The sequence below is a fragment of the Listeria kieliensis genome (genome assembly GCF_003369925.1).
GTDB lineage: Bacteria > Bacillota > Bacilli > Lactobacillales > Listeriaceae > Listeria > Listeria kieliensis_A.
On record NZ_LARY01000001.1, the window covers coordinates 338,408 to 361,299 of the forward strand.

Here is a 22,892-nt window from a genome sequence, read left to right on the forward strand (position 1 = left end):
TGCGAGAGAAGTTCTTTTTTGAAAGACAGTTAAATATTTTTATTTTGATAGACATGTTTGTAAAAACGCTCGATTTTATTTGGCGCTTCTTCTTGATGGATTTCGTGTTTTTCAAGTAATTTGTAAAAGATTTTTTCGCCTTCTTCGTAGTTTTCCACTTCATATTCTAAGTCGAAATCCGTGATGCCTCCGTAGAGGTTTTTGTCGAAAACAAGCAACCCATCTTGATAATCTTTTTCGGCACGAATGGTCGTAAGTGCTCCAAACATTTCTAGCTCGTTGTAGTCAATGCCAAGTTTTTCAAGCAAATCTCGAACCGAACCAGTAGGGATATTGGAACCATTTAAAATAGCTTCAGCTTGGTCACTTCCGAGAATTTGCGTGGTTTCAAGCAAGCCCTTTCCTTCAGGAGTTTTTAAAGTGAGTTCAAATTGATCAGACCGTTTGCGGATTCGTAAAGCACTCTGCTTGTTCTTTAACGCAAAAGCCCTTGTATCTAGGTAATAGTTGGTTTGTTCAAAAAAATCTTCTTCTTTTAAGCGGAATAAGTCAACTAAATATTGGTATTCTCGTTCAGTTAGCATATTGCGGAATTCGATTTCGAGTTCTTGCAAACGAAACGCCTCCTTTTTCATAAAACGCTCTTTGTTTCATAGTAGCATGAAAAAATAAAAAATACGAAGAAAGTGATGACTGCCGAACTGGAACGAAATGTGATAAAATAAGTGAGGTAGAAAATGTAAATTTTATTTGAGGTGAGTTTTTGTGAGTCATTGGGAAGATTTCTTAGCACCTTATAAGCAAGCGGTTGAAGAGTTGAAAATAAAGCTCAAAGGGATGAGAGGGCAGTTTCAACTTGAGAATAATCATTCTCCAATTGAATTTGTAACTGGACGTGTCAAACCGATTGCGAGTATTTTGGATAAGGCTAATCAAAAAAATATTCAACTGGATCATTTGGCAGAGGAAATGCAAGATATTGCAGGCCTTAGAATGATGTGCCAGTTTGTAGATGATATTGAGACGGTCGTGCAGCTCTTACGCCAAAGACGCGATTTTCACATCGTTGAAGAGCGTGACTATATTGCGAATAAAAAGCCGAGCGGTTATCGCTCTTATCATGTAGTGATTGAATACCCCGTTGAAACGATTCAAGGGGAACAAAAAATTTTAGTGGAAATTCAAATTCGAACGCTCGCGATGAATTTTTGGGCAACGATTGAGCACTCGCTTAACTACAAATATCAAGGTGAATTTCCAGAAACGATGAATAAACGTTTGAAACGCGCAGCGGAAGCCGCTTTTCAATTGGATGAAGAAATGAGTCAAATTCGTGAAGAAATCCAAGAAGCGCAAGTTTTCTTTTCTGAAAATAAAATCGCACAAAAAGGAGAGAACGCGAGGGGTTCTAAGATTCCGAAAAAATAGCTGACTTGATAAAGGAGGAAACACTGTGAAGTATGTCATCACGTCTAAGGGGGATGAAAAGTCCAATTTGCTAAAGCTCTCGATGATTGCAGAGTTTGGAGCTTATGAAGGGATGATCTATGATGAAGCAGAGCCTGAAATTGTCATCTCGATCGGTGGAGATGGCACGCTTCTTGCTGCTTTTCATGAGTATCAGGATCGGCTTGCTGAAACGGCATTTGTTGGAATTCATACGGGGCATCTTGGCTTTTATGCAGACTGGCGACCGCATGAAGCAGAGCAACTAGTTGCTAAAATTGCGAAAGGTAAATTTGAATGGGTGAGTTATCCGCTTTTAAAAACAACGATTTATTATAATACAGGAAAAAAGAAAGATGAATATTTGGCACTCAATGAGTCAACTGTTAAAAGTTCAGGAGGTCCCTTTGTTGTGGATGTCGTGATCAATAGCACTCAATTTGAACGATTTCGTGGCGATGGGCTATGTATGTCAACGCCAAGTGGGACAACGGCGTATAATAAATCACTCGGTGGGGCTTTGATTCATCCATCTGTAAAATCCATGCAGCTCACCGAAATGGCTTCGATCAACAACCGAGTTTATCGGACGATCGGAAGCCCACTTATTTTTCCAACGCATCACCGGGTACACTTAAAACCAGTGGATGATCGTGATTTTCAAATTTCGATTGACCATCTCAGCATTTTGCACCGAGACGTACATGAAATCATTTATGAAATTTCAGACAAAGAGATTCATTTTGCTCGATTGCGCTCTTTCCCATTTTGGCGCCGAGTGCATGATTCCTTTATCGAAGATTAGGAGGAAATGGTGTTTTTAGAATGGATTGCAGAAGAAAAGGATACAGACTTGCTGCTTCGAACTTTTCTTCGTCACAAGCATATTTCAAAGCAGCTACTGGCCTCGGTCAAATATAACGAAGCTGGGAAAATTGAAGTGAACGGTCAGGAAGAGAACGTTTTATACCGTGTAAAGTGCGGAGATGAAGTGCGTGTTACTTTCCCCCCCGAGAAGGAAAACGCCCAATTAATTGCCGAACACGATAAACTCGATATCATTTACGAAGATGATTTCATTCTCGTCTTGAATAAAAAAGCAGGAATGGCTTCCATCCCCGCGCAGTTTCATCCAAGCGGCTCTGTGGCGAATCATCTGAAAGGCTACTACGAGACAAAAGGGATCGCCTCTGCGATCCATATTGTGACACGACTTGACCGAGATACATCTGGACTCATGCTAATTGCGAAGACGCGCTTTGCTCATGCAAGGCTTAGTGAAACCCTTCAAAAGGGGCTTTTAAAGCGGCGCTACGAGGCTCTTGTATCCGGAAGACTCCAAACAAATCAAGGCAGCATTGAAGCACCCATTGGACGCAAAAGCGATCTTAGCATCATGGAACGTGTTGTGACAAAAGACGGAAAATATGCCAAAACCAATTTCAAGCGTCTAGGTTGCTATCAAGGTTTCGATCATGTTGAAATTGAACTTGAAACGGGAAGAACCCATCAAATTCGGGTGCACTTTTCACACATTGGTCATCCTTTGCTCGGAGATGATATGTATGGCGGGAGCCTAGATTTGATTGCTCGGCAAGCGTTACATTCTTGCCATTTGCACTTGATTCATCCGTTTACAGAAGAATATCTCGAATTTAATATTCCGCTCTCGGATGATATTTTGGCGGTTCTTAGGCAAAATGAAAAAGAAATAGATTGAAAAAAACGGGCTGTCATGTGAAAATAGAAAGGGCAATCCGAAAATAGGAGGAGAAACAAAATGAATTTGACATTAGCTGGAAAAACGTATGTTGTAATGGGAGTAGCGAACAAGAGAAGTATTGCTTGGTCGATTGCAAAATCATTAAATGAAGCAGGAGCAGATTTAGTTTTTACATATGCTGATGATCGCGCGAAAAAAAGCATTGATGAACTCAAAACGTTACTTCATGAAAATAATCATGAGGCACCTGTCGTTCAGTGTAATGTAAACGATGAAGAGGGAATCAAAAACGCCTTTGAAACGATTAAATCCGCAAAAGGAAAAATCAGCGGTCTTGCACATTGTATCGCATTTGCAAATAAAGAATTCTTGACGGGTGACTATTTAGAAGTAGACCGAGAAAGCTTTTTACAAGCGCATGAAGTAAGTTCGTATTCGTTCACAGCTGTTGCACGCACATTGAAGCATCTAGACATGCTAACTGAAGATGCAAGCTTACTCACACTTACTTACCTTGGTGGGGAACGCGTGGTTGAAAACTATAACATTATGGGTGTTGCAAAAGCTTCACTTGATGCGTCTGTGAAATATTTGGCGATGGATCTTGGGAAAGTTGGCGTGCGTGTTAATGCGATTTCTGCAGGCCCAATTCGGACGCTTTCTGCAAGAGGCGTAAGCAGTTTTACGAAATCACTTTCTATTGTGGAAGAAAAAGCTCCATTACAACGCTCGACGGATCCAGATGAAGTTGGAGATACGGCTTTATTCTTATTCAGCCCGCTATCACGCGGGATTACAGGCGAAATGATTCACGTCGATAATGGCTATCATATCATTGGCTTCTAAAGCTTAAAAAACGCTCTAAGTGATTCGCTTAGAGCGTTTTTTTATAATTTGGTTTAAGAGTTGCTACGATGCTTACCTGGCAAAATAAAATGTAAGAAAAAGCTAATGATAGCAAGAAGAAGCATGCTCCAAAAGACAAGATGGAGTCCTTGATACAAGATATCGCGCAGTGGCGAAATTAAATCGGCAGCCACTTTTCCGGATGTTTTCGGGCTGATGAGTAGATTTAAATTCGTGCGATTAAGACCATCAAGGCTAGCAGCGCCAAATTGCTTCGCAAGAATCGAATTGAAAATCGTGCCGAGGATCGCAACGCCAATTGTTTGACCAACTGTCCGGAACAAAGTGTTGGATGCCGTTGCAATACCAGTTTGATGTTTTGGAACCGCATCTTGAACGGTCACAGTCGTTGTTGTGAAAATGATCCCGAAACCAAAGCCCATCAAAGCACTGTTCAAATAAAAGTAAAGATCTCCTGTGTCTTTCGGAAAGAGCGCCAGAATGATGCCGCTTGCGATTGTAAAAAGAATCCCAATGCCAACTGTTCGGCGGTTCCCAATTTGAGTGAGCCACTTGCCACCAAGAAAAGAACCGAAAATCCAAGTGACGGAAAGTGGAGCGATCATTAAGCCGGCTATAGTGGCCCCGTGCCCGAGCATTCCTTGTGCCCACATTGGAATATAGACATTGATGCCAATTAAGAAAGCACTAATGAAAAAGCCAATTAAATTGCCAATCAATACCACCGGGTTCTTGAAAAGAACAAAAGGCATGATTGGATCTTTTGCGCGCTTCTCGACAAAATAAAAGCAAGCAAATAAAAGAATGGCGAGTGCAAAAAGAACAAGCACAAATGGCTCTGTCCATTGCAGCGTTTCTCCAGCGCGTTGTAAGCCAAACAGCAACACTAAAAGCGCGACAGTAAAAATAGTAGCGCCGAGGTAATCAATTGGCAGGCGCTGCTTTTCAATGTCTTCTTTTAAGTACAACCAGATAAGAGCAATTGTTACGATGCCTACAGGGACATTGATGAAGAAAATCCAGTGCCAAGAAAGTTGATCGACGAGGAAACCACCTAAGAGTGGACCGAAAACCCCAGCAATTCCCCAAGCAGATCCCATGAAACCAAGTACGCGAGCTCGCTTTTCAAAAGGGTAGACATCGGCGATGATCGTCATGGTAGAAGGTAAAATCCCTCCAGCGCCAATTCCTTGAATGGCTCTAAAAATAATCAGTTGTTCCATATTTTGTGCAAAACCACATAATACTGAACCGATAATAAAAATAAGCGTTGCAATTACAAAAATAAGCTTCCTGCCATAAATATCGGATAATTTACCATAAATCGGTACAGTGACGGCGGAAGTCAGTAAATAGACAGAGAATATCCAGTTCATAAGTTCAATACCATTTAACTGGCTCACGATCGTTGGAATCGCCGTACTGACAATGGTCCCTTCGATTGCTGCCATAAATGTAGCAACGAAAACGGCAAGCGTGACAGCTTTCACTTTAGTTTGTTCCAAAACCTTACCTCCCTCTATCTCTATATCTCAAGGCATTATAGCACAAAACCGCTTTGTTTTAAATCACTCAAAGCACTTTTTTATGTCTTTTATGCTTGTTTTCGCTATAATGAAAGAGTGAAGGAGGCGAAGCACGTGACCTATCAACCAAATACAAAGGAAACGATGCAATTGATTCAAAGTTTAACAGAAATTCCCAGTCCAACAGGAAATACAGCGGTCATCATTCAAAAAATTGCCGAATATTTAGACCGTTTGGATGTTTCTTATGTGAAAAATCATAAGGGGGGCTTAATTGCTACCTTGAAAGGGGAAAATCAAGCAAAGCATAGAATGCTCACGGCACATGTGGATACACTTGGGGCAATGGTAAAAGAAATTAAAACGGATGGCAGGCTGCTGCTTTCGCTTATTGGTGGCTTTCGTTTTAATGCAATTGAAGGCGAATATTGCCGAATTGAAACGAGTTCGGGGAAAACTTACTCGGGCACTATTTTGATGCATCAAACGTCCGTTCACGTATATAAGAATGCAGGAACGGCGGAGCGAAATGAGCGCAACATGGAAGTGCGGATTGATGCACGAGTAACAAACGCAGAGGACGTCAAGAAACTCGGGATTAGTGTTGGTGATTTTGTGTCGTTTGACCCGCGGACTGAAATTGTGAATGATGAATTTATTAAGTCACGCCATTTAGATGACAAGGCAAGTGTTGGCATGCTGCTGCGCCTCATCCAGCATATTCAAAAAGAAAAACTGACGCTTCCTTATACGACGCATGTTTTGATTTCAAATAATGAAGAAATCGGCTATGGTGGGAATTCGAACATACCAGAACAAACTGTGGAATATCTAGCTGTGGACATGGGAGCGCTTGGTGATGGGCAAGAATCAGATGAATATACGGTTTCCATTTGTGCAAAAGACAGTTCTGGTCCGTATCACTATGGTCTGCGCAAACATTTGGTAGAACTTGCAGAAAAAGAAGAAATTGCTTATAAAGTTGATATCTATCCACACTACAACTCTGATGCAAGTGCTGCGGTTCGCGCCGGAAATGATATTATTCATGGACTTTTAGGAGCTGGCATTGATGCTAGCCATGCTTACGAAAGGACGCATAAAGATTCGCTTTATTACACGGAAAAATTGCTTTATCACTATTTGTTCTCGAAAATGATAGAGGAATAAAGAAGGAAGGAGCTGGCAAAAGATGAATGTTCATGATTTTAAGGAAACGACGATGGCTGGGGAAGAAGTGCCCCTTGATGAATTTAAAGGCAAAGTGCTTTTGATTGTAAATACGGCAAGTAAATGTGGCTTGACACCTCAACTTGAAGGCCTTGAAAAGCTTTACGAAACCTATCAAAATGAGGGATTCGAAATCCTTGGTTTCCCGTGCAATCAGTTTTTACGCCAAGATCCTGGTAGCAATGAAGAAATTCTGGCTTTCTGTGAGCGAAATTACGGGGTGACTTTCCCGATGTTCCAAAAAATTAAAGTAAACGGCAAAGAAGCAGATCCACTTTATCAATATCTAGTAAAGGAAACAAGTGGCAAGAAGATTGAATGGAACTTTGCTAAATTTTTAATCGATCGAGAAGGAAACATTATCGAGCGTTTCTCTTCGAAAACTAAACCAGAAGCAATTGAAACGAACATTCAAATGGCACTAGCTAAGTGATTGACGAGTTTTTTAAAAATGCGGCTAATTGATTTTAGTCGTATTTTTTTGGTTTCAGTTATGATATACTAATGAAATGTGAAGAAATCGAGGAGGAATTGGAACGATGAGTCAGGATTTGCAAAAAGAAGTGGCAACACGCAAAACCTTTGCGATCATTTCCCACCCAGATGCCGGAAAAACGACCATTACAGAACAGCTTTTGCTGTTTGGTGGCGCCATTCGTCAAGCGGGTACGGTAAAGGGTAAAAAAACAGGGAAATACGCGACCAGTGACTGGATGGAAATCGAGAAGCAGCGTGGAATCTCGGTTACAAGTTCTGTGATGCAATTTGATTATGAAGGTTTTCGGATTAATATTTTAGATACGCCGGGACACTCGGATTTTAGTGAGGATACGTACCGAACGCTTATGGCTGTTGATGCAGCTGTGATGGTTATTGATTCAGCGAAAGGGATTGAGGCGCAAACAATTAAACTCTTTAAAGTTTGTCGCATGCGTGGGATTCCTATTTTTACGTTTATGAATAAAATGGACCGAGAAGGAAAAATGCCACTGGAGCTTTTATCTGAGCTCGAAGAAGTCCTCGAGATTGAATCTTATCCGATGAACTGGCCGATTGGGATGGGAAAAGAGCTTATGGGTTTATATGACCGGTATCATGGTGTTGTTGAACGTTACCGAGCTGAAGAGGGCGAAACGTTTCTTCCTCTTGGAGAAGATGGCGATTTAAAAGAAGCGCATCCGATTCAAAACTCAAGCTATTATACCCAAGCACTTGAAGAAATTATGTTATTAGATGAAGCAGGGAATGAATTTAGTCGTGAACGAATTGCGGCAGGTGAATTAACGCCTGTTTTCTTTGGAAGTGCGTTAACAAATTTTGGTGTAGAAACATTTCTCAAAACTTTTGTAGATTTCGCACCATCTCCATCTCCGCACGAAACAAATGAAGGTGAACTGCTTCCTGAAAACCCAAGTTTCAGTGGATTTGTCTTTAAAATCCAAGCAAATATGAATCCTGCTCACAGGGACCGAATTGCTTTTGTAAGGATTTGCTCGGGTGAGTTTGAACGGGGAATCGCGGTGACACTCACGCGGACTGGAAAGCAAATGAAGCTTGCGAACTCAACGCAATTTATGGCGGATGATCGGGAAAATGTGACGCGCGCCGTTGCTGGCGACATTATTGGTTTGTATGACACTGGAAATTATCAAATCGGGGATACGATTTCAAGCGGGAGCAAAACAATGGAATTTCCGAAATTGCCACAGTTTACGCCAGAACTTTTCATGAAAGTTTCCGCAAAAAATGTTATGAAACAAAAGCATTTCCACAAAGGCGTTGAACAACTCGTGCAAGAAGGCGCAATTCAGCTGTTCAAAACTTGGCGAATGGAAGATTATATCATTGGTGCTGTTGGTCAACTCCAATTTGAAGTTTTTGAACATAGAATGCGTAATGAGTATAATTCAGAGATCATTATGGAACCAATCGGGAAGAAAATTGCTCGTTGGATTCGCGAAGAAGATGTGGATGAAAAATTATCGACAGCTCGAAGCATGCTCGTGAAAGACCGCTTCGATCAGCCACTATTTTTATTTGAAAATGAATTTGCGATCAATTGGTTTAAAGATAAGAATCCAGATATTGAATTGACAGCTTTGCTTTAATTCATTTTTGACCACGTTGCTTTTTAGCAACGTGGTTTTTTGCTATGCTATAATGAAAAAGTAGATTGAAACAGACAAAAGGGGGAAGATGACAGTGAAAGATGCTACTTATTGGGTTCAAAAATGGAAAAAGAAAGAACTTAGTTTGCCTGAATACTATACGGAGTTAAATCGAAAAATCGAACAACAAAATCCAGCTTTGAATGCTCTCGTTGAATGGGATTTTGATGCTCTCCTTAAAACGGCTCAAAATTTTAAAGTGACAGAAGAAGCACCGTTTTCTGGGTTAGCGATTCCACTTAAGATGCTTGGGCAGGAAAAGGCAGGTTGGAAGTCTACTTTCAGTTCACGCTTATTTCCGGATAATCGTTCGGCGCAAACTTCTCATTTTACAAGTAAATTAGAACAAATTGGTTTTATTCCTGCTGGGCAAACAAATGCGCCCGAATTTGGTTTTAAAAATATCACGGATCCTACGCTTTATGGTTCTGCGCGAAATCCGTGGAATTTAGATCACTCGCCAGGTGGTTCAAGTGGAGGCGCTGCAGCGGCAGTGGCAAGTGGCTTGTTTCCTATTGCAGGCGCGAGCGATGGCGGGGGCTCAATTCGGATTCCTGCTTCTTTTAGCGGATTAATCGGGCTAAAACCAACTCGTGGCGCGATGCCGAACGGCCCTGGGGGATTTCGTGGCTGGCAAGGTGCATCGATCGATTTCTCCCTAACGGTGTCGATGCGAGATACAGAAAAGCTATTTTATGCGATGCGAGGGAACGACAAAGTGGCCCCCTACCACCCACCAAGAGAAGAGTGGGAAACGTATGTGTTCCCGAAACGTTTGAGAATCGCTTATTCGACGACTTCTCCTGTTCATTTGCCTGTTTCAAATGAAGCGAAACAAGCGGTTAAGCATATCTGTGAAGAAATGCAGGCACTCGGACACGACGTTGTAGAGGTTCCTTATCCTGTTGATGGCAAGAAGCTTATGGCAAGCTATTATTTGATGAATGGTGCTGAAACTTCGGCAATGTTTGCGGGAATTGAGGCACAGCTTAAACGCAAAATGACAAGTGAGGATATGGAACTTATGACTTGGGGAATTTATCAATACGGAGAACGTCTTGCGGCAAAGAGCTACGTGAAGGCTCTCAATTTATGGGATCAAGCCGCATTCAAAATGGAAGAATTATTCCAGACATATGATTTATTTTTAAGTCCAGCAACGGCTTTTTCCGCGCCAAGAATTGATCAGGAACTTCAAAGTGATGAAATTCGTGCGCGGCTTCAAATGGCCGATCAACTGAGTGAAGCAGAACTCGCCGACTTAGTCGATGCCATGTTTGAAAAGAGTTTGATGCTAACGCCGTATACGCAACTGGCGAATTTAACAGGTCAGCCAGCGATTAGTTTACCAACACACGTAACGGCAGAAGGACTTCCGCTTGGCATTCAATTTATGGCTTCAAAAGGAAGAGAAGATTTACTGCTTGGAGTAGGAAAAATCTTAGAAGAAAGAGAGCAGTTCAAGTTACCACAAGCCTACAGGTAAAATAAGTAAAGATTGACTTTCACAAATTCACATGCTATGATAACAAAGTAAAATTTGATAATCTTTTTGACAGATGTCAAAGGGGAGTAGCACTGATTTTTAGGAATCAGGATAAAATCGTCATTACATGGATACGGCGTATTCATCGGTTTTATTAACATGTCACATGTCAGCGAGACCTTTGCCCATAAATCGGGTGAGGTCTCGCTTTTTTTATCCTCACTCGGACTGTTAAAAATGAAGGGGGATTTTTATGGATACTGCAATGTTACTCGAATACGGCTGGGTACTTCTCGTACTAATTGGACTGGAGGGGATTCTTGCCGCTGATAACGCCGTTGTTATGGCCGTTATGGTCAAGCATTTACCAGAAAAACAACAAAAACGAGCTCTTTTTTATGGCTTACTGGGAGCTTTCGTGTTTCGGTTTACGGCGCTCTTTTTAATTTCTTTTTTGGCAAACGTTTGGCAAGTGCAAGCACTTGGGGCGATTTATTTACTTTACATTGCGATCAGCCACATTGTGAAACATGCGAAAGGGACGGAAGACACGGATAAAGCGAAGCAAAAGAGCGGTTCTGGCTTTTGGATGACCGTCTTGAAAGTCGAAGTGGCGGATATTGCCTTTGCGATTGATTCCATGCTTGCTGCGGTTGCCCTAGCGATTACACTACCAAGAACCGGCTGGGGAGAAATTGGCGGAATTGATACCGGTCAGTTCATTGTGATGTTCCTTGGTGGATTAGTGGGACTTATCATCATTCGCTTTGCAGCAACGCAATTTGTTAAGCTACTCAAAAATTACCCATCTCTTGAAACAGCAGCCTTTCTGATTGTCGGCTGGGTGGGCGTTAAACTAGTTGTTTATACCTTATCGCATGAAAGCCTTGCGATCATTCCACATGCGTTTCCAGAGTCGAAATTATGGAAATTGACTTTCTGGGGTGTCATGATTTTGATCATCATCGGGGGATGGCTCGTTTCTGTTCGACAAAAGAAAAAACAAAATCAGTCATAAAAAGCTTAACAAGGACAAATAAAAAGTATAAAATGAGAAGGTATGTACGAGGAAAGCGTACAACCTTCTTAAATTTAGAAAGAAATGTTGGTGGAGTAAATTGGACTTCTCGATTCTAGCAGAGTATGCTTGGGTGTTTGTGGTTCTTGTCGTTTTAGAAGGAGTTCTTTCGGCAGACAATGCGGTTGTTATGGCTGTTATCGTAAAAGGTTTGCCACATGACAAACAGCGTAAAGCCCTTTTCTACGGGTTACTCGGCGCTTTTGTTTTTCGATTCATTGCGCTTTTTTTAATTTCTTTTCTCGTCAAGATTTGGGAAATCCAAGCTATCGGTGCACTTTATTTGCTTTACCTTGCGATTAAACATATTTTAGATTTAAAACGAGGGAAAAAAGAAGAAACAGAAGCCAAGGAAGAAGCTCAGAAGACGGTTTCGTTTTGGGGAACTGTGTTTCGCGTTGAATTAACGGATATTGCTTTCGCACTTGATTCAATGCTTGCTGCAGCTGCCCTTGCGATGACGCTTCCAGACTTTGGAGATTTCCATATTGGTGGAATGAACGGTGGTCAATTTATCGTGATGTTCCTCGGCGGACTTGCTGGGCTCATCGTTATTCGGTTTGCGGCTACACAAGTTGTGAAGCTGCTTGAGCGCTATCCAACACTTGAAACAGCTGCTTTTCTGATTGTTGGCTGGGTAGGCGTCAAGTTAGCCATCTATACGCTTTCGCACCCTTCCGTAGGGATTTTAGATGAGCATTTTCCAGAAACAACAGCCTGGAAAGCTGTTTTTTGGTCCGTTATGATAATAATTGGGTTAGGTGGTTATATCATTGCCAGAAGAAAAGAAAAAAAGCAGAACAAAGAGACTGTATCTCGAAAATAGAAATATCCGGAATAAAGTTCGTATTATCTTATCTCGCATGACACCTGTTCAAATTATCATTGCGTATTATTTTTTCGCGGTCACAATAGCGACGATACTCTTAAGTTTACCGTTTACGCAAAAGCCAGGCGTGCATGTTTCTTTTATTGATACTTTATTTACAGCAGCGAGTTCTGTTAGTGTGACAGGGCTTGCAACCATTGATGTTGGTCAAATTTACAGTACAGCAGGCATCTGGGTATTGATGGGGATTTTTCAACTGGGTGGACTGGGTGTTATGATGCTCAGCACATTTTTTTACTTAATTTTACGACGAAAAATTGGTTTAAAACAACGTCAGTTAATCATGACTGATACGAATCAATATACGATGAGCGGCATGGTACGCATGTTGCGTGAGATCTTATTTTTAATTTTCGGGATTGAGCTTGTCGGAGCCGTTGTTTTAGGACTTTATTTCATTCCGTTTTACCCCACATTTGGAGAAGCGATGTTCCAAGGCTTGTATAATTCCGTTTCGCTTGTCACGAATGCCGGTGTTGATATTACAGGAAACTCTTTGATGCCTTTTGTAAACGATTATTTTGTACAATTTATTTCGATCTTGCTGATTATTGCAGGGGGAATTGGTTTCCCAGTTTTACTTGAAACACGTCGTTTCTTGTTCGAAAAAAATTCTCTTTACCCATTCCGCTTTTCTTTGTTTGTCAAAGTCACCACCGTTACTTACATGGTTTTGCTCGTTGTCGGCGGATTACTCATCTGGTTGATGGAATACAATCATTTTTTCAAAGGAGGAAGTGCAGCAGAAGGCTTTTTCAATTCGATGTTTCTTTCTGCGACGTCAAGAAGTGCTGGCTTGCAAACAATTGATGCCGGTTCACTTACGATCCCCACTTTGATTGTCGTTTCGATTCTGATGTTTATTGGTGCTTCTCCAAGTTCCGTTGGCGGCGGGATTCGAACAACAACTTTTGCCATTGTGATTCTCTTTTTGGTGTCGGTTATTCGTGGCAGAAATCACATTTATGTATTCGGCCGTGAGCTTTACCAGGAAGACGTTCGGAAGTCGCTTGCGGTCACATTGTTTGCAGGAATTCTTTGCTTTTCGGCGATCATCTTGCTTGCCCAGACCGAGCAGGCGACACTGATTGAAATTATTTTTGAAGTCTTTTCTGCTTTTGGAACCTGCGGGTTGTCGCTTGGACTTACGCCAAACTTGAGCCTCGCTGGCAAAGTGATTATTATTCTACTTATGTTTATTGGGCGCGTGGGGATTATGTATTCAATGCTCAGCTTACGCAATAAAAATGAACCTAAAAATGCGATTCGCTTACCGAAAGAAAAAATCATCACAGGTTAAAAAAACGATCAACGAAGCCCGAGGCTTCGTTGATCGTTTTTTGCTATTGTACATCTGGATTTTTTGATTGAAAGGTGCTAATTGAAACGGTATGACTCATTTTTTCGTAAAACAGTCGATTGTCTTTTCGGAAGAAATTCACGATCAAGTGTAGCGCAAACAAGAAAAACATCAAGAATGAAATAAAGAATAGAATCAACTGAATTTGTGGAGTAGCCATTTCTTGGACTTGTTGATTGAGAGGCACCAAAATCAGTCCGCCAAGCAAATAATAAAACAGCGTATAACGCTCTAATAATTGCCAAAAGCTCACTCGTGTTCCAGAAATATTTGCAATACGTATGCGTACGATCCATTTACCGGGCGTAAAGCCGTTTGTGATCGAGGGGAAAAGAATAAAATAAAGAAAAATGATGATGATATTATAAAAAATATGCTGATAACTGTTTCCTGTCGTTTGTGAAACCACTTGCTCGGGTAATAAGTGCGTCAAAGTCAAAATAAAACCGATGCCCCCGATGAAGAACCAGTCGATTAAATAAGCTAAAAATCTGCGGATGTAGCTAACGCGTTCGCTTTTTTGAGTGCTTAGAGAATCGATGGCTTCTCGAGTTGGAAGGAAAAATGTGAAAAGAGGGGCCATAAGGAAGCCGATAACACCGCCAAGCGTATTGAGCATTAAATCATCGACATCAAACAAGCGGTAAGCGTGCGGATAAATCCCATAAATGCCCGTTAACTGGGTAACTTCAAAGAAAAGTGAAATGAGAAAAGAAAGAACAAGTGCTTTTTTGAAAGAAACACGGAAGTAATAACGTAAATAGACACCAAGAGGGAATAGTAAAAAGATATTAAAGATAGGCTGGATGACAATGTTTTGAACCATAGCTCGCAGATAAGTAGCTGGATTTGAAAAGCTGAAGACGGTTTGATCTAAAAATTCCCGTACAAAAGTGAACGGAATAAGCTGAGGCGTTGGAGCCTTCATTTGAGCAATATGTTGCATATCTGGAAGAGGGAGGAGCGTCAAGAAAAAAGCGGACATCAAGTAAAAAATAAAGGTAAAGATAATAAAAACACGCATGAACGTAATGCTACCAAATTTTCGATAGGAGTAAATTGCAAAAGGAATCGTAAGAAATAAGGCGAGAAATGGGAAAAAAATAAGTGCAACTTCGATTGGAAATAAATAACTGGACATAAATAAAGATTCCCCTTTGTAAAAAATAAGTTTGCTGCTATAAGACTGAGCAGCAAACTTATTTTAACGTAAAACAGCCCAATTGACTATGCTTAAAAATCAGTAGCTTTCATGTGAAAAGCTTTTGTTTCGCTGTAAAAAGTTTTTTATTTTATTTATTCGAAGTTCCACAACGGGTTGAACAATCGTTGTAACAATATTTGTCGATAACAGTGCTGTCAAACTAAAGGCAAGCATAATTAAAATCATAAAGGTTTCAAAGTTATAGCTAATAGCGGACATTCCGGCTTCACGGAAAGACTTAATAAAGAAACCATGTAGCAAGTAAACGTAAAGCGTGTTTTTCCCCCATTTTGTAAAGAAAAGCTGTCTTTTGGGAACAAAAGTAAAGAAAGCCGCAATCGCTGCAAAGCTAATTGCATAAATTAAGACACGCATGAGCAATCCAAGAACTTTAGCATCGACAAATTCACCATAAGGTTTAGAGCCTAAGAACCAATCTTCATCGAGTCCAGGATTTACCAAAACGAATCCAAGAATAGCTATGAAAATAGCTCCGCCAATGATTTTAGCCGCATTCTTCTGCAGATAAAGAAAATGTTCTTTTTTAAGGAAAAATCCAGCTAGGAAAAATGGAAAGAATACGAAAGTTCGAGATAAACTTAAATAGCCATCGATTGAATCTACATAACCAGCAAGAAGCCCAATCACGACAGCTATAGAGAGAGCTATTGTAGGTTTTAGTTTGGAAAATACATAAAGCATTAAATTCCAGAAAAATAAGCTAAGCAAGAACCAAAGAGACCATTCCGGATCCAGAAACGTAAGTGAGAAGCTATCTTCGCTGAGCAAAAAATAGTAAAAGATAGAATAAATTGATTGGAAAAGCAAATAAGGTAAAATCAATTTTTTCATTGTTTTCATTAAATAGCCAGATTTTCTAAAACCCTTGGCGAAATAGCCAGAAATTAAAATAAAAGCAGGCATATGGAAGGTATAAATCATGCTGTAAAGTATCCGTACGCTGTCATGTTCGGCGACAAAGGGCTGCAATAAATGTCCAAACACGACAAGAAAAATAAGAATAAATTTCGCATTATCAAAATAATAGTCACGTGGCTTAACAAGTTTGCTTTCAGTCATAAAAATTCACCGCACATTCCTTTCTATGTATAGAGTCGGTTACTATATATTTTCTCATAATGAGGTAACAATAAACCGACAATCCAGTAACAAAACGATGAATAATTTATTAAATCGTAAAAAAAACCAAGCAAGTCCCTCTTGCTTGGTTTTTAAAGTGGATTATTTTACAACATGTTCAAGTACTGAAACTTGAATATGCCCATCTTGATCAAGTGTTGCAGTTAGGCTTGAAGCATCATCTGAATCAATCATCACATCAGCAATTTGATCTTCCAAGTGTTCTTGGATCGTTCTTCTTAACGGACGAGCACCAAACTCAGCATCATAACCTAAATCAATCAATTTTTGCTTCACATCTTCAGAAACTTCAATGTGCATATCATTTTGTTTTAACATGTCATTTAAATCAGCAATCATCAAATCGACAATTTGCATCAAATCTTCTTTTTCAAGACTGTTAAATTCAATAACACTATCTAGCCGGTTCAAAAATTCAGGTTTGAAGTAGTAACCAAGTCGGCTCAACAAGTCTGAACTTTTTTCAAGCTTATCTACATCACTGCTTGTATTAAAGCCAACTGAAGCTTCGTGAGATCCTGTTCCCGCATTACTTGTCATAATGATTACAGTATCTTTAAAGCTTACCGTCCGGCCTTGCGAATCCGTCAAACGACCATCTTCTAAGATTTGCAAGAACATGTGTTGAACATCAGGATGCGCTTTTTCCATTTCATCAAGTAACAAAATGCTGTAAGGGTTGCGACGAACTTTTTCAGTCAATTGACCCGCTTCATCGTGACCCACGTAGCCTGGAGGCGAACCAATAAGTTTAGAAACACTGTGTTTTTCCATAAACTCAGACATATCGAGACGAATCATCGCGTCTTCTGAGCCAAATAATTCATTAGCGAGCGTTTTACCGAGTTCTGTTTTACCGACCCCAGTAGGACCGACGAACAAGAACGAACCGATAGGACGATTTTTCACTTGCAAACCAACCCGACTACGACGGATTGCTTTTGCAACTTTTTGAACAGCTTCTTTTTGCCCGATCACTTTGTCATTTAAATGCGCTTCTAAATCTTTCATTTTCGATTGTTCATCTTGTTCGAGACGACCAACCGGAATGCCCGTTCTTTCTTCAATTAGAACTTGGATATCTGAAGCTTGAATAACAGGGCGTTCCGAGATACCTGCTTCATTTTTATTTTCCTTCAAACGAGTAATTTCATCCCGAACTGTTGCAGCTTTTTCATAGTCTTCATTTTTAAGCGCAGTTTCTTTTTCATTTTCCAAGCGTTCAAGCCGTTCAGCGACTGTCTTATCATCCATTTTTTCAATCGTAAGGTTGTATTTTGAACCTACCTCATCCATCAAATCAATGGCTTTATCAGGCAAGTGACGATCTTGAATGTAGCGAGCGCTTAAATCAATTGCTGCTTGTAAGCTTTCTTCTGAATAAACAACTTCATGGAAATCTTCATAACGATTCTTTAGTCCTTCTAGAATAGTCAGTGTAGCTTCCTTGGAAGGTTCATCTACCATAACTGGTTGGAAACGACGTTCAAGCGCCGCATCTTTTTCGATCTTCCGGTATTCGTTTAAGGTTGTTGCGCCAATCATTTGCAGTTCGCCTCTTGCAAGAGCTGGTTTCAAAATGTTTCCAGCATCCATTGAGCCTTCAGCTGAACCTGCTCCAACAATAGTATGCACTTCATCAATAAATAGAATCGTATTTTTACGTTCCGTTAATTCTTCAATTAATTTTTTCATACGTTCTTCAAATTGACCACGAATTCCAGTTCCCGATACAAGTGAAGCCACATCAAGTAAAATCACTTCTTTACCGAGTAACTTATTCGGAACTTTTCCTTCAACAATGGCTGATGCTAAACCTTCAATAACAGCGGTTTTACCAACACCAGGTTCCCCAATTAGTACTGGGTTGTTTTTATTCCGACGGTTTAAAATTTCAATGGTCCGTTTGATTTCTTCATCGCGACCAATGACGGGATCAAGTTTATTATTTTTAGCAAGATCCGTTAAATTGGTTCCAAATTCATCAAGTAAACCTCCACCGTTTCCTGGTGCTTGTGTTTGAACTTGACTTTGTCTTTCACGGTTTACATCTCTTTCTGCACCGAAGTTTGGATTTCTGTTTCCATTTAATTGACGGAAAAAGTCGTCGAATGGAGAAGAACCAAAGCCTCCTTGCAAGTTGTTTTGATTACGGTTTTTAAGTTCAGCGTAGCAAGACTCGCAAAGCGGCATCTCGACGCGCTGTCCATTTATATTCATATATAACTGAATGCGTGCTTCATTCTGTTTACAATTTTGACATAACATAAATTAAATTCCTCCTTTGGAAGAGTAAATAGTGGATCAAAGATTAGTTTTTGACTTTGACTATCTTTGACCTTGTGAATTTATTATACACTGACCTTTTCTGACTTTCAAGTGTTTTGCTTGAATTTTTTATTATTAACTAAAAAAAAGTTAGCACCACGTTTCAAAACTGCGACAAGTCACTAAAAGTCATGCTACAATTCAGATGAATAAGAAGATTGGAGTGAGGATGTTGGATAAATTTACCGAGGTAGATGAAAAATTAATGTCGCTTTTAGTAAAACAAGATGATTTTCTTGTTCGCGCACTTCAAAATAGCCAAGCAGCTGGGCTTCCGCCGATTGAAGTTTCACCAGCGCAAGGTCAATTTTTATATCTTTTAACGAAATTGAGCGGGGCTAAACGAGTTCTTGAAATAGGAACTTTAGCAGGCTATAGTACACTTTTTTTTGCGAAAGGGCTTCGAAACGAGGCAAATAGTGAAATTGTCACGCTAGAATATGATCCACAGATTGCGAAAGTAGCTCAGAAAAATTTCGAGGGAAGTCCGTATCAAGAAAAAATAAGATTGCTGGTTGGTGAAGCTAAAAATAGCCTTGCTGAGCTTGTTCAGGAGAATGTTGAGCCATTTGACATTATTTTTATTGATGCAGATAAAGCGAGCAATCCTCTTTACCTTGACTACAGTCTTCAACTAGCTAAAAATGGCAGTTTAATCATTGCCGATAACATCATCCGAGAAGGTGAAATCTTAAATGAGCATTCTTTAGATGAACGAGTCCTTGGCATCCAGGAGTATTTAGAAAAAATAGCAGCAGAGCCTTCGCTTGAATCAGTGGCCATCGCAACTGTTGGTATAAAAGGAATTGATGGATTTAGTCTTTCAATTGTAACGAAATAGAGTTAAAAAGCCTTCCCACTTGGGAAGGCTTTTTAATAAATAGGAAGTGCTGCTAGTAAAATGAAGACAAACAACAGGTGCGATAAATAGAGCATAATCAAACTTGGGCGCCAAACATAAAGCAGATTCCAAAAAAGAGAAGCAACAAAAATACCAATGACTAGTGCCGGATTACCGCTAAAGCACATAAACAGTGTGATTAGTAAAGTAGAAGCTAATACGGCAAACCAAGTTGCATAAGAGTCTAATAGACGCTGTAAAACAAAACCACGCCAAAAAATTTCTTCCCCTGGAACAATCGCTACAATCATTAAAATCCAAATGAACCAATTGTCGGTTGAAAATTTATTAAAAGCTGAATGGACGGCACTGTTTAAGCCAAACGGCATAAATTTTAAAATAAAAGCGCCTATGTAAAATACGATATACAAAATGACTGCTGAAAAAATAGCAGGAATGAGTCCTTTTAAGACTGAAGATTGTTTGCTTAAATTCACATTGAAAATGCCAAAACTAAGTAAAAACAGCATTGATGCTCCATACATATACCAGAAACTCTTGGTATAGTTGAATGTTACGAAAATTAATCCTGCTGCAAGCACTAATCCAAGGATTAATTTAAAATCTATTCTGTTGCTTCTAATCACGATAACACCTCTTCAAACATTTCTACTCTTTACTTTAATCGAAAAGCCGTATTTTGGCAACAATTCCTATTAAAAAGAGTTTTTTTTATAAGAGTTTGCTATAATGAAATGGGAAGTTTTGCTTGAAATAAGCAAAGGAGTGTTACCGTGTTAGAAAAAAACTATAAATTTTTATTATGGCTTTATATTTTATGGTTCTTGGCAAGTGTGCTTTTGATTTCGCTTGGAGTGTTACCAAGCAATATGACAAGGGTTCACTCGATCTTTTTAATTTTTACGGGTATTTTTGCGACAGTTTTTTTTATCATGCAATATGGTAAAGGGCTAGGGTCTGCTATTACGATTTTAATTTTTGTTGTTACAACGAGCATTGAATGGATGCAACTTGGTTTTGCTGATGAAAATTACAGTGGCAATTATGGTTTTACCATTCAAGGTATTCCTGTGACTTTTGGCTTTATTTGGATTGGTTTAATAGCTGGAACACACGTGATTGCAAGGGAAATCACACTCAAGGTGAAAATTGATTGGTTGCGTGGCGGCATGTATTCAGTGATTGCTGCAACGATGGTCATGATTTTCGAAGTGCTGATTGAGCCCATTTCTGTTCAAACTAAACAGCTCCCATTTCTCGGTAATGGGTTAACCGTTTTACAGTTTTCGGATATTGCGAATTGGTGGTTACTCGGACTGATCCTCCATTTAATGATTTATTTTATCTTGAGTTTGACGGATAAGTGGGAGAACTTGAAGTATCCAGATTTGAAATCTGAAATTGTTATTGTTTACTGGATTATTTTGGCGTTTTTTATTTTCTTATCTTTTTATGCTGATTTTTGGGCATCCATTAGTGTTGGGCTTGTTGCCAATATTATTTTCACTGTTTGTTATTATTTCAGCTTGGATAATAAAAAAGGCGAGCACACGTCAAAAAAAGAATCGGAAACATAAAAATAGAACAGGGGATAAAGCGACACCCATTTTACAGATGGTTTAAGCTTTGTCTCCTGTTCTTTTTCTATCATTCAAGGAATCTGTTAGGAATCTTTCTTAATAATTTTTTTGACCGCATATTTGGCACTTTCTAGTATGTAAGGGAGGGAAGTACCAGTATGAGCACTTGTTCCGACAACAAATAAGTTTTTGAATTGTTGATGTAGCTTATTCACGGGATTTCCCATCCCTATTTGCTTGAAGGATTGCATCATTCCGAAAATAGCTCCTAAATGGATATGAAAGTCTTTTTCCCATTCTTTTGGTGTAATCACATGCTCTTCAACGATGTGCTCTTCTAAATCATCCAAATGTAATTTTGCTTTCACAGTTTCAAAAATTTTATTTCTGAATGGCTCACGTTCTTGATCCCAGTCAATTTGACTTTCATTGTTAGGGACGGGAACCATAATTCGAACTGCCGAGTGTCCAATCGGCGCCATCGTTGTATCAGTTACAGAAGGGTTCGTGATGTGAATAGAAAATTCATCAGAGAGAATCTTTAAATTCGTTGTTTGATCGGCATGAACCTTATAGTTTTCAGGAAACAAGATAGTTTGATGGTCAATTGGTAAAAGTGTATTCAGTCCTAAATAAATAACAAAAGCACTGGCTGAATATTTCTTTTGTGGCATGTTAGTTTTGAATTTCAAAGGTTTATCAGTTATAAAAAGGTTGTTTATAGCATAGCTTAAATCTGCATTTAAGATATAGTGGTCAGCAGTTACTAAGTGACCATCTTGCAACTCAATTCCCGTGATTTCATGTTTGGATGTATGGATTTTTTCAACCCTACTATTCAAGTGAATCCGACCATGGTATTCTTCAATGACAGTTTGCATTGCCTGTAAAATTTGACTTTGCCCGCCAGTAGGATGAAAAGAGCCATAGTAATACTCAGAAAACGGAAGTACGCTATAAATGCCTGGGATTTCCCAAGGAGACATCCCCATATATTTCATTTGAAAAGTGAAGGCAAGCTGTAACTCCTCGTCTTCAAAGTATCTCGAAGTTTCGTCAATTAATGTTCGCCCAATGGAAAGACTAGGAATCGCCCGTAGCATAGTTGGGCGTAGGAAATCGGTTAAGCTTCCGAAGCTATAATCCAATAGGGGCGTCAAGTAAAGAATTTTCTTAGCGTTTCCACTCATAAAATGATAAAAGTTTGTTTCGTTGCCAGGAAAAACTCGATTTAATTCTTGAATGGTTGCTTTTTGATTTCCAGAAGGAGCAAAGGTTTTGCCAGATGGAAAAAACAATCGATACAAAGGATCTATTGGTAGTAAGGTTAAGTAATTATGTAAATTACGGTGCGAATTCATAAACAGCGAAGTAAGTTGATGGGGCATTGTAAGGGAAGAAGGCCCCAAGTCAAACGAATAATTTCCAAGTGCAAGCTTACTTGTTCGTCCGCCAATCACGCTGCTTTTTTCAAAAACATCTACTTGATAGCCACTTGCGAGAAGGCGCATAGCTGTTGCTAAGCCACCGGGACCTGCCCCGATAATCACTGCTTTTTTTGGCATTTTTTGTCCACCTTCCAGTAAAAAAAATCCATTAAAAAAGCGCAACTTTAACAAAAAAACGTTAATTTGCGCTTTTGATTAATCGTTGTTTGCTGAATGAATAATTTTATAGTTTTTATGATTGACTACTGTTTTTTCTTCCATACCGAGGTCGTTAAAGTTTTCCATATAAGTTAAATCGACAATAACAGAGTTTTCGTTGATTTTTTCAACAATTCCAGTTAAACCATCCTTGAATTCAATGATATCACCGATATGTGCTTTTGCCATATTTATCGCTCCCGTCATAATTGATATGAAACCGTTTTTTTATGAAATACTAATAGTTCCAGTCTGCACTAAAATTTTAATAATTGCAACTAATATGGCTGTTAATCCGTGAAAGGAAAGGGGGATGCTAGTATTAAAGGAAGAAATAA

The 22,892-nt window shown here is 39.5% G+C and carries 21 protein-coding genes and 1 riboswitch; of the genes, 13 read left to right on the forward strand and 8 right to left on the reverse strand.

The genetic code is table 11. The features are described from left to right. Positions 1-29: 29 nt before the first annotated feature. The gene (locus UR08_RS01720) at positions 30-614 is read right to left on the reverse strand and encodes a CYTH domain-containing protein (protein ID WP_276309256.1); all 585 of its coding nucleotides are present in this window, start codon (positions 612-614) and stop codon (positions 30-32) included. A gap of 151 nt (positions 615-765) precedes the next feature. Here UR08_RS01720 and yjbM point away from each other — a divergent pair, with 151 nt between their 5' ends. From yjbM to fabI, 4 genes are read left to right on the forward strand one after another with little or no spacing between them, the layout of a single operon-like run. After that, positions 766-1,428 carry a GTP diphosphokinase gene (gene yjbM, locus UR08_RS01725; protein WP_115751942.1) on the forward strand — a complete coding sequence of 221 codons (663 nt, stop codon included), beginning with the start codon at positions 766-768 and terminating at the stop codon, positions 1,426-1,428. Between the two features lie 25 nt (positions 1,429-1,453). Next, entirely contained in the window at positions 1,454-2,251 is a 798-nt protein-coding gene (locus UR08_RS01730; protein WP_115751943.1) for an NAD kinase, read from the forward strand. Between the two features lie 9 nt (positions 2,252-2,260). Next, a complete protein-coding gene (locus UR08_RS01735; protein ID WP_115751944.1) occupies positions 2,261-3,166 on the forward strand; it encodes an RluA family pseudouridine synthase in 906 nt (301 codons plus the stop codon). A gap of 60 nt (positions 3,167-3,226) precedes the next feature. Next, positions 3,227-4,015: an enoyl-ACP reductase FabI gene (fabI, locus tag UR08_RS01740; RefSeq protein ID WP_115751945.1), complete on the forward strand. Its 789-nt coding sequence runs from the start codon at positions 3,227-3,229 to the stop codon at positions 4,013-4,015. A 53-nt stretch (positions 4,016-4,068) separates the two neighbouring features. Here fabI and UR08_RS01745 read toward each other — a convergent pair whose 3' ends face one another. After that, on the reverse strand, positions 4,069-5,541 hold the full coding sequence (locus UR08_RS01745; RefSeq protein WP_115751946.1) for an LM6179_1298 family efflux MFS transporter: 1,473 nt from the start codon (positions 5,539-5,541) through the stop codon (positions 4,069-4,071). 135 nt (positions 5,542-5,676) lie between these two features. On the opposite strand from UR08_RS01745, the gene UR08_RS01750 reads away from it, so the two are divergent. The 7 genes from UR08_RS01750 to UR08_RS01780 all read left to right on the forward strand — a co-directional run bounded on the left by UR08_RS01750 (position 5,677) and on the right by UR08_RS01780 (position 13,713). Then, positions 5,677-6,732 carry a M42 family metallopeptidase gene (locus UR08_RS01750; RefSeq protein WP_115751947.1) on the forward strand — a complete coding sequence of 352 codons (1,056 nt, stop codon included), beginning with the start codon at positions 5,677-5,679 and terminating at the stop codon, positions 6,730-6,732. Between the two features lie 22 nt (positions 6,733-6,754). Next, positions 6,755-7,225 (forward strand): glutathione peroxidase, encoded by a 471-nt coding sequence (locus UR08_RS01755; RefSeq protein WP_115751948.1) that lies wholly within the window; start codon positions 6,755-6,757, stop codon positions 7,223-7,225. 106 nt (positions 7,226-7,331) lie between these two features. Further along, positions 7,332-8,900 carry a peptide chain release factor 3 gene (locus UR08_RS01760; protein WP_115751949.1) on the forward strand — a complete coding sequence of 523 codons (1,569 nt, stop codon included), beginning with the start codon at positions 7,332-7,334 and terminating at the stop codon, positions 8,898-8,900. 94 nt (positions 8,901-8,994) lie between these two features. Beyond that, positions 8,995-10,446, forward strand: coding sequence for an amidase (locus UR08_RS01765; RefSeq protein WP_115751950.1), 1,452 nt, complete (start codon positions 8,995-8,997; stop codon positions 10,444-10,446). Positions 10,447-10,515: 69 nt separating this feature from the next. Next, a riboswitch (yybP-ykoY riboswitch) is annotated at positions 10,516-10,679 on the forward strand. Between the two features lie 20 nt (positions 10,680-10,699). Continuing rightward, a complete protein-coding gene (locus tag UR08_RS01770) occupies positions 10,700-11,464 on the forward strand; it encodes a TerC family protein (protein ID WP_115751951.1) in 765 nt (254 codons plus the stop codon). A 100-nt stretch (positions 11,465-11,564) separates the two neighbouring features. After that, entirely contained in the window at positions 11,565-12,350 is a 786-nt protein-coding gene (locus UR08_RS01775; RefSeq protein ID WP_115751952.1) for a TerC family protein, read from the forward strand. 37 nt (positions 12,351-12,387) lie between these two features. Continuing rightward, positions 12,388-13,713 (forward strand): TrkH family potassium uptake protein, encoded by a 1,326-nt coding sequence (locus tag UR08_RS01780; RefSeq protein ID WP_115752685.1) that lies wholly within the window; start codon positions 12,388-12,390, stop codon positions 13,711-13,713. A gap of 43 nt (positions 13,714-13,756) precedes the next feature. On the opposite strand, the gene UR08_RS01785 is transcribed toward UR08_RS01780, so the two are convergent. From UR08_RS01785 to UR08_RS01795, 3 genes are all read right to left on the reverse strand, one after another. Next, positions 13,757-14,914, reverse strand: a complete 1,158-nt coding sequence (locus tag UR08_RS01785) for a VanZ family protein (protein WP_115751953.1) — start codon at positions 14,912-14,914, stop codon at positions 13,757-13,759. Between the two features lie 99 nt (positions 14,915-15,013). Then, on the reverse strand, positions 15,014-16,057 hold the full coding sequence (locus tag UR08_RS01790; RefSeq protein ID WP_115751954.1) for an acyltransferase family protein: 1,044 nt from the start codon (positions 16,055-16,057) through the stop codon (positions 15,014-15,016). A gap of 162 nt (positions 16,058-16,219) precedes the next feature. Then, complete coding sequence (locus tag UR08_RS01795; RefSeq protein WP_115751955.1) at positions 16,220-18,406, reverse strand: ATP-dependent Clp protease ATP-binding subunit; 2,187 nt, start codon at positions 18,404-18,406, stop codon at positions 16,220-16,222. A gap of 229 nt (positions 18,407-18,635) precedes the next feature. Here UR08_RS01795 and UR08_RS01800 point away from each other — a divergent pair, with 229 nt between their 5' ends. Then, positions 18,636-19,307, forward strand: a complete 672-nt coding sequence (locus UR08_RS01800; protein ID WP_115751956.1) for an O-methyltransferase — start codon at positions 18,636-18,638, stop codon at positions 19,305-19,307. Between the two features lie 32 nt (positions 19,308-19,339). Here UR08_RS01800 and UR08_RS01805 read toward each other — a convergent pair whose 3' ends face one another. Beyond that, entirely contained in the window at positions 19,340-19,951 is a 612-nt protein-coding gene (locus UR08_RS01805) for a CPBP family intramembrane glutamic endopeptidase (RefSeq protein WP_115752686.1), read from the reverse strand. A gap of 150 nt (positions 19,952-20,101) precedes the next feature. Here UR08_RS01805 and UR08_RS01810 point away from each other — a divergent pair, with 150 nt between their 5' ends. Then, positions 20,102-20,905, forward strand: coding sequence for a DUF422 domain-containing protein (locus UR08_RS01810; protein ID WP_115751957.1), 804 nt, complete (start codon positions 20,102-20,104; stop codon positions 20,903-20,905). Between the two features lie 86 nt (positions 20,906-20,991). Here UR08_RS01810 and UR08_RS01815 read toward each other — a convergent pair whose 3' ends face one another. Together UR08_RS01815 and UR08_RS01820 are read right to left on the reverse strand one after the other, a co-directional pair. Beyond that, positions 20,992-22,473 (reverse strand): phytoene desaturase family protein, encoded by a 1,482-nt coding sequence (locus UR08_RS01815; protein ID WP_115751958.1) that lies wholly within the window; start codon positions 22,471-22,473, stop codon positions 20,992-20,994. A 78-nt stretch (positions 22,474-22,551) separates the two neighbouring features. Continuing rightward, positions 22,552-22,761: a YkvS family protein gene (locus tag UR08_RS01820; protein ID WP_205757216.1), complete on the reverse strand. Its 210-nt coding sequence runs from the start codon at positions 22,759-22,761 to the stop codon at positions 22,552-22,554. Positions 22,762-22,892 lie beyond the last annotated feature (131 nt).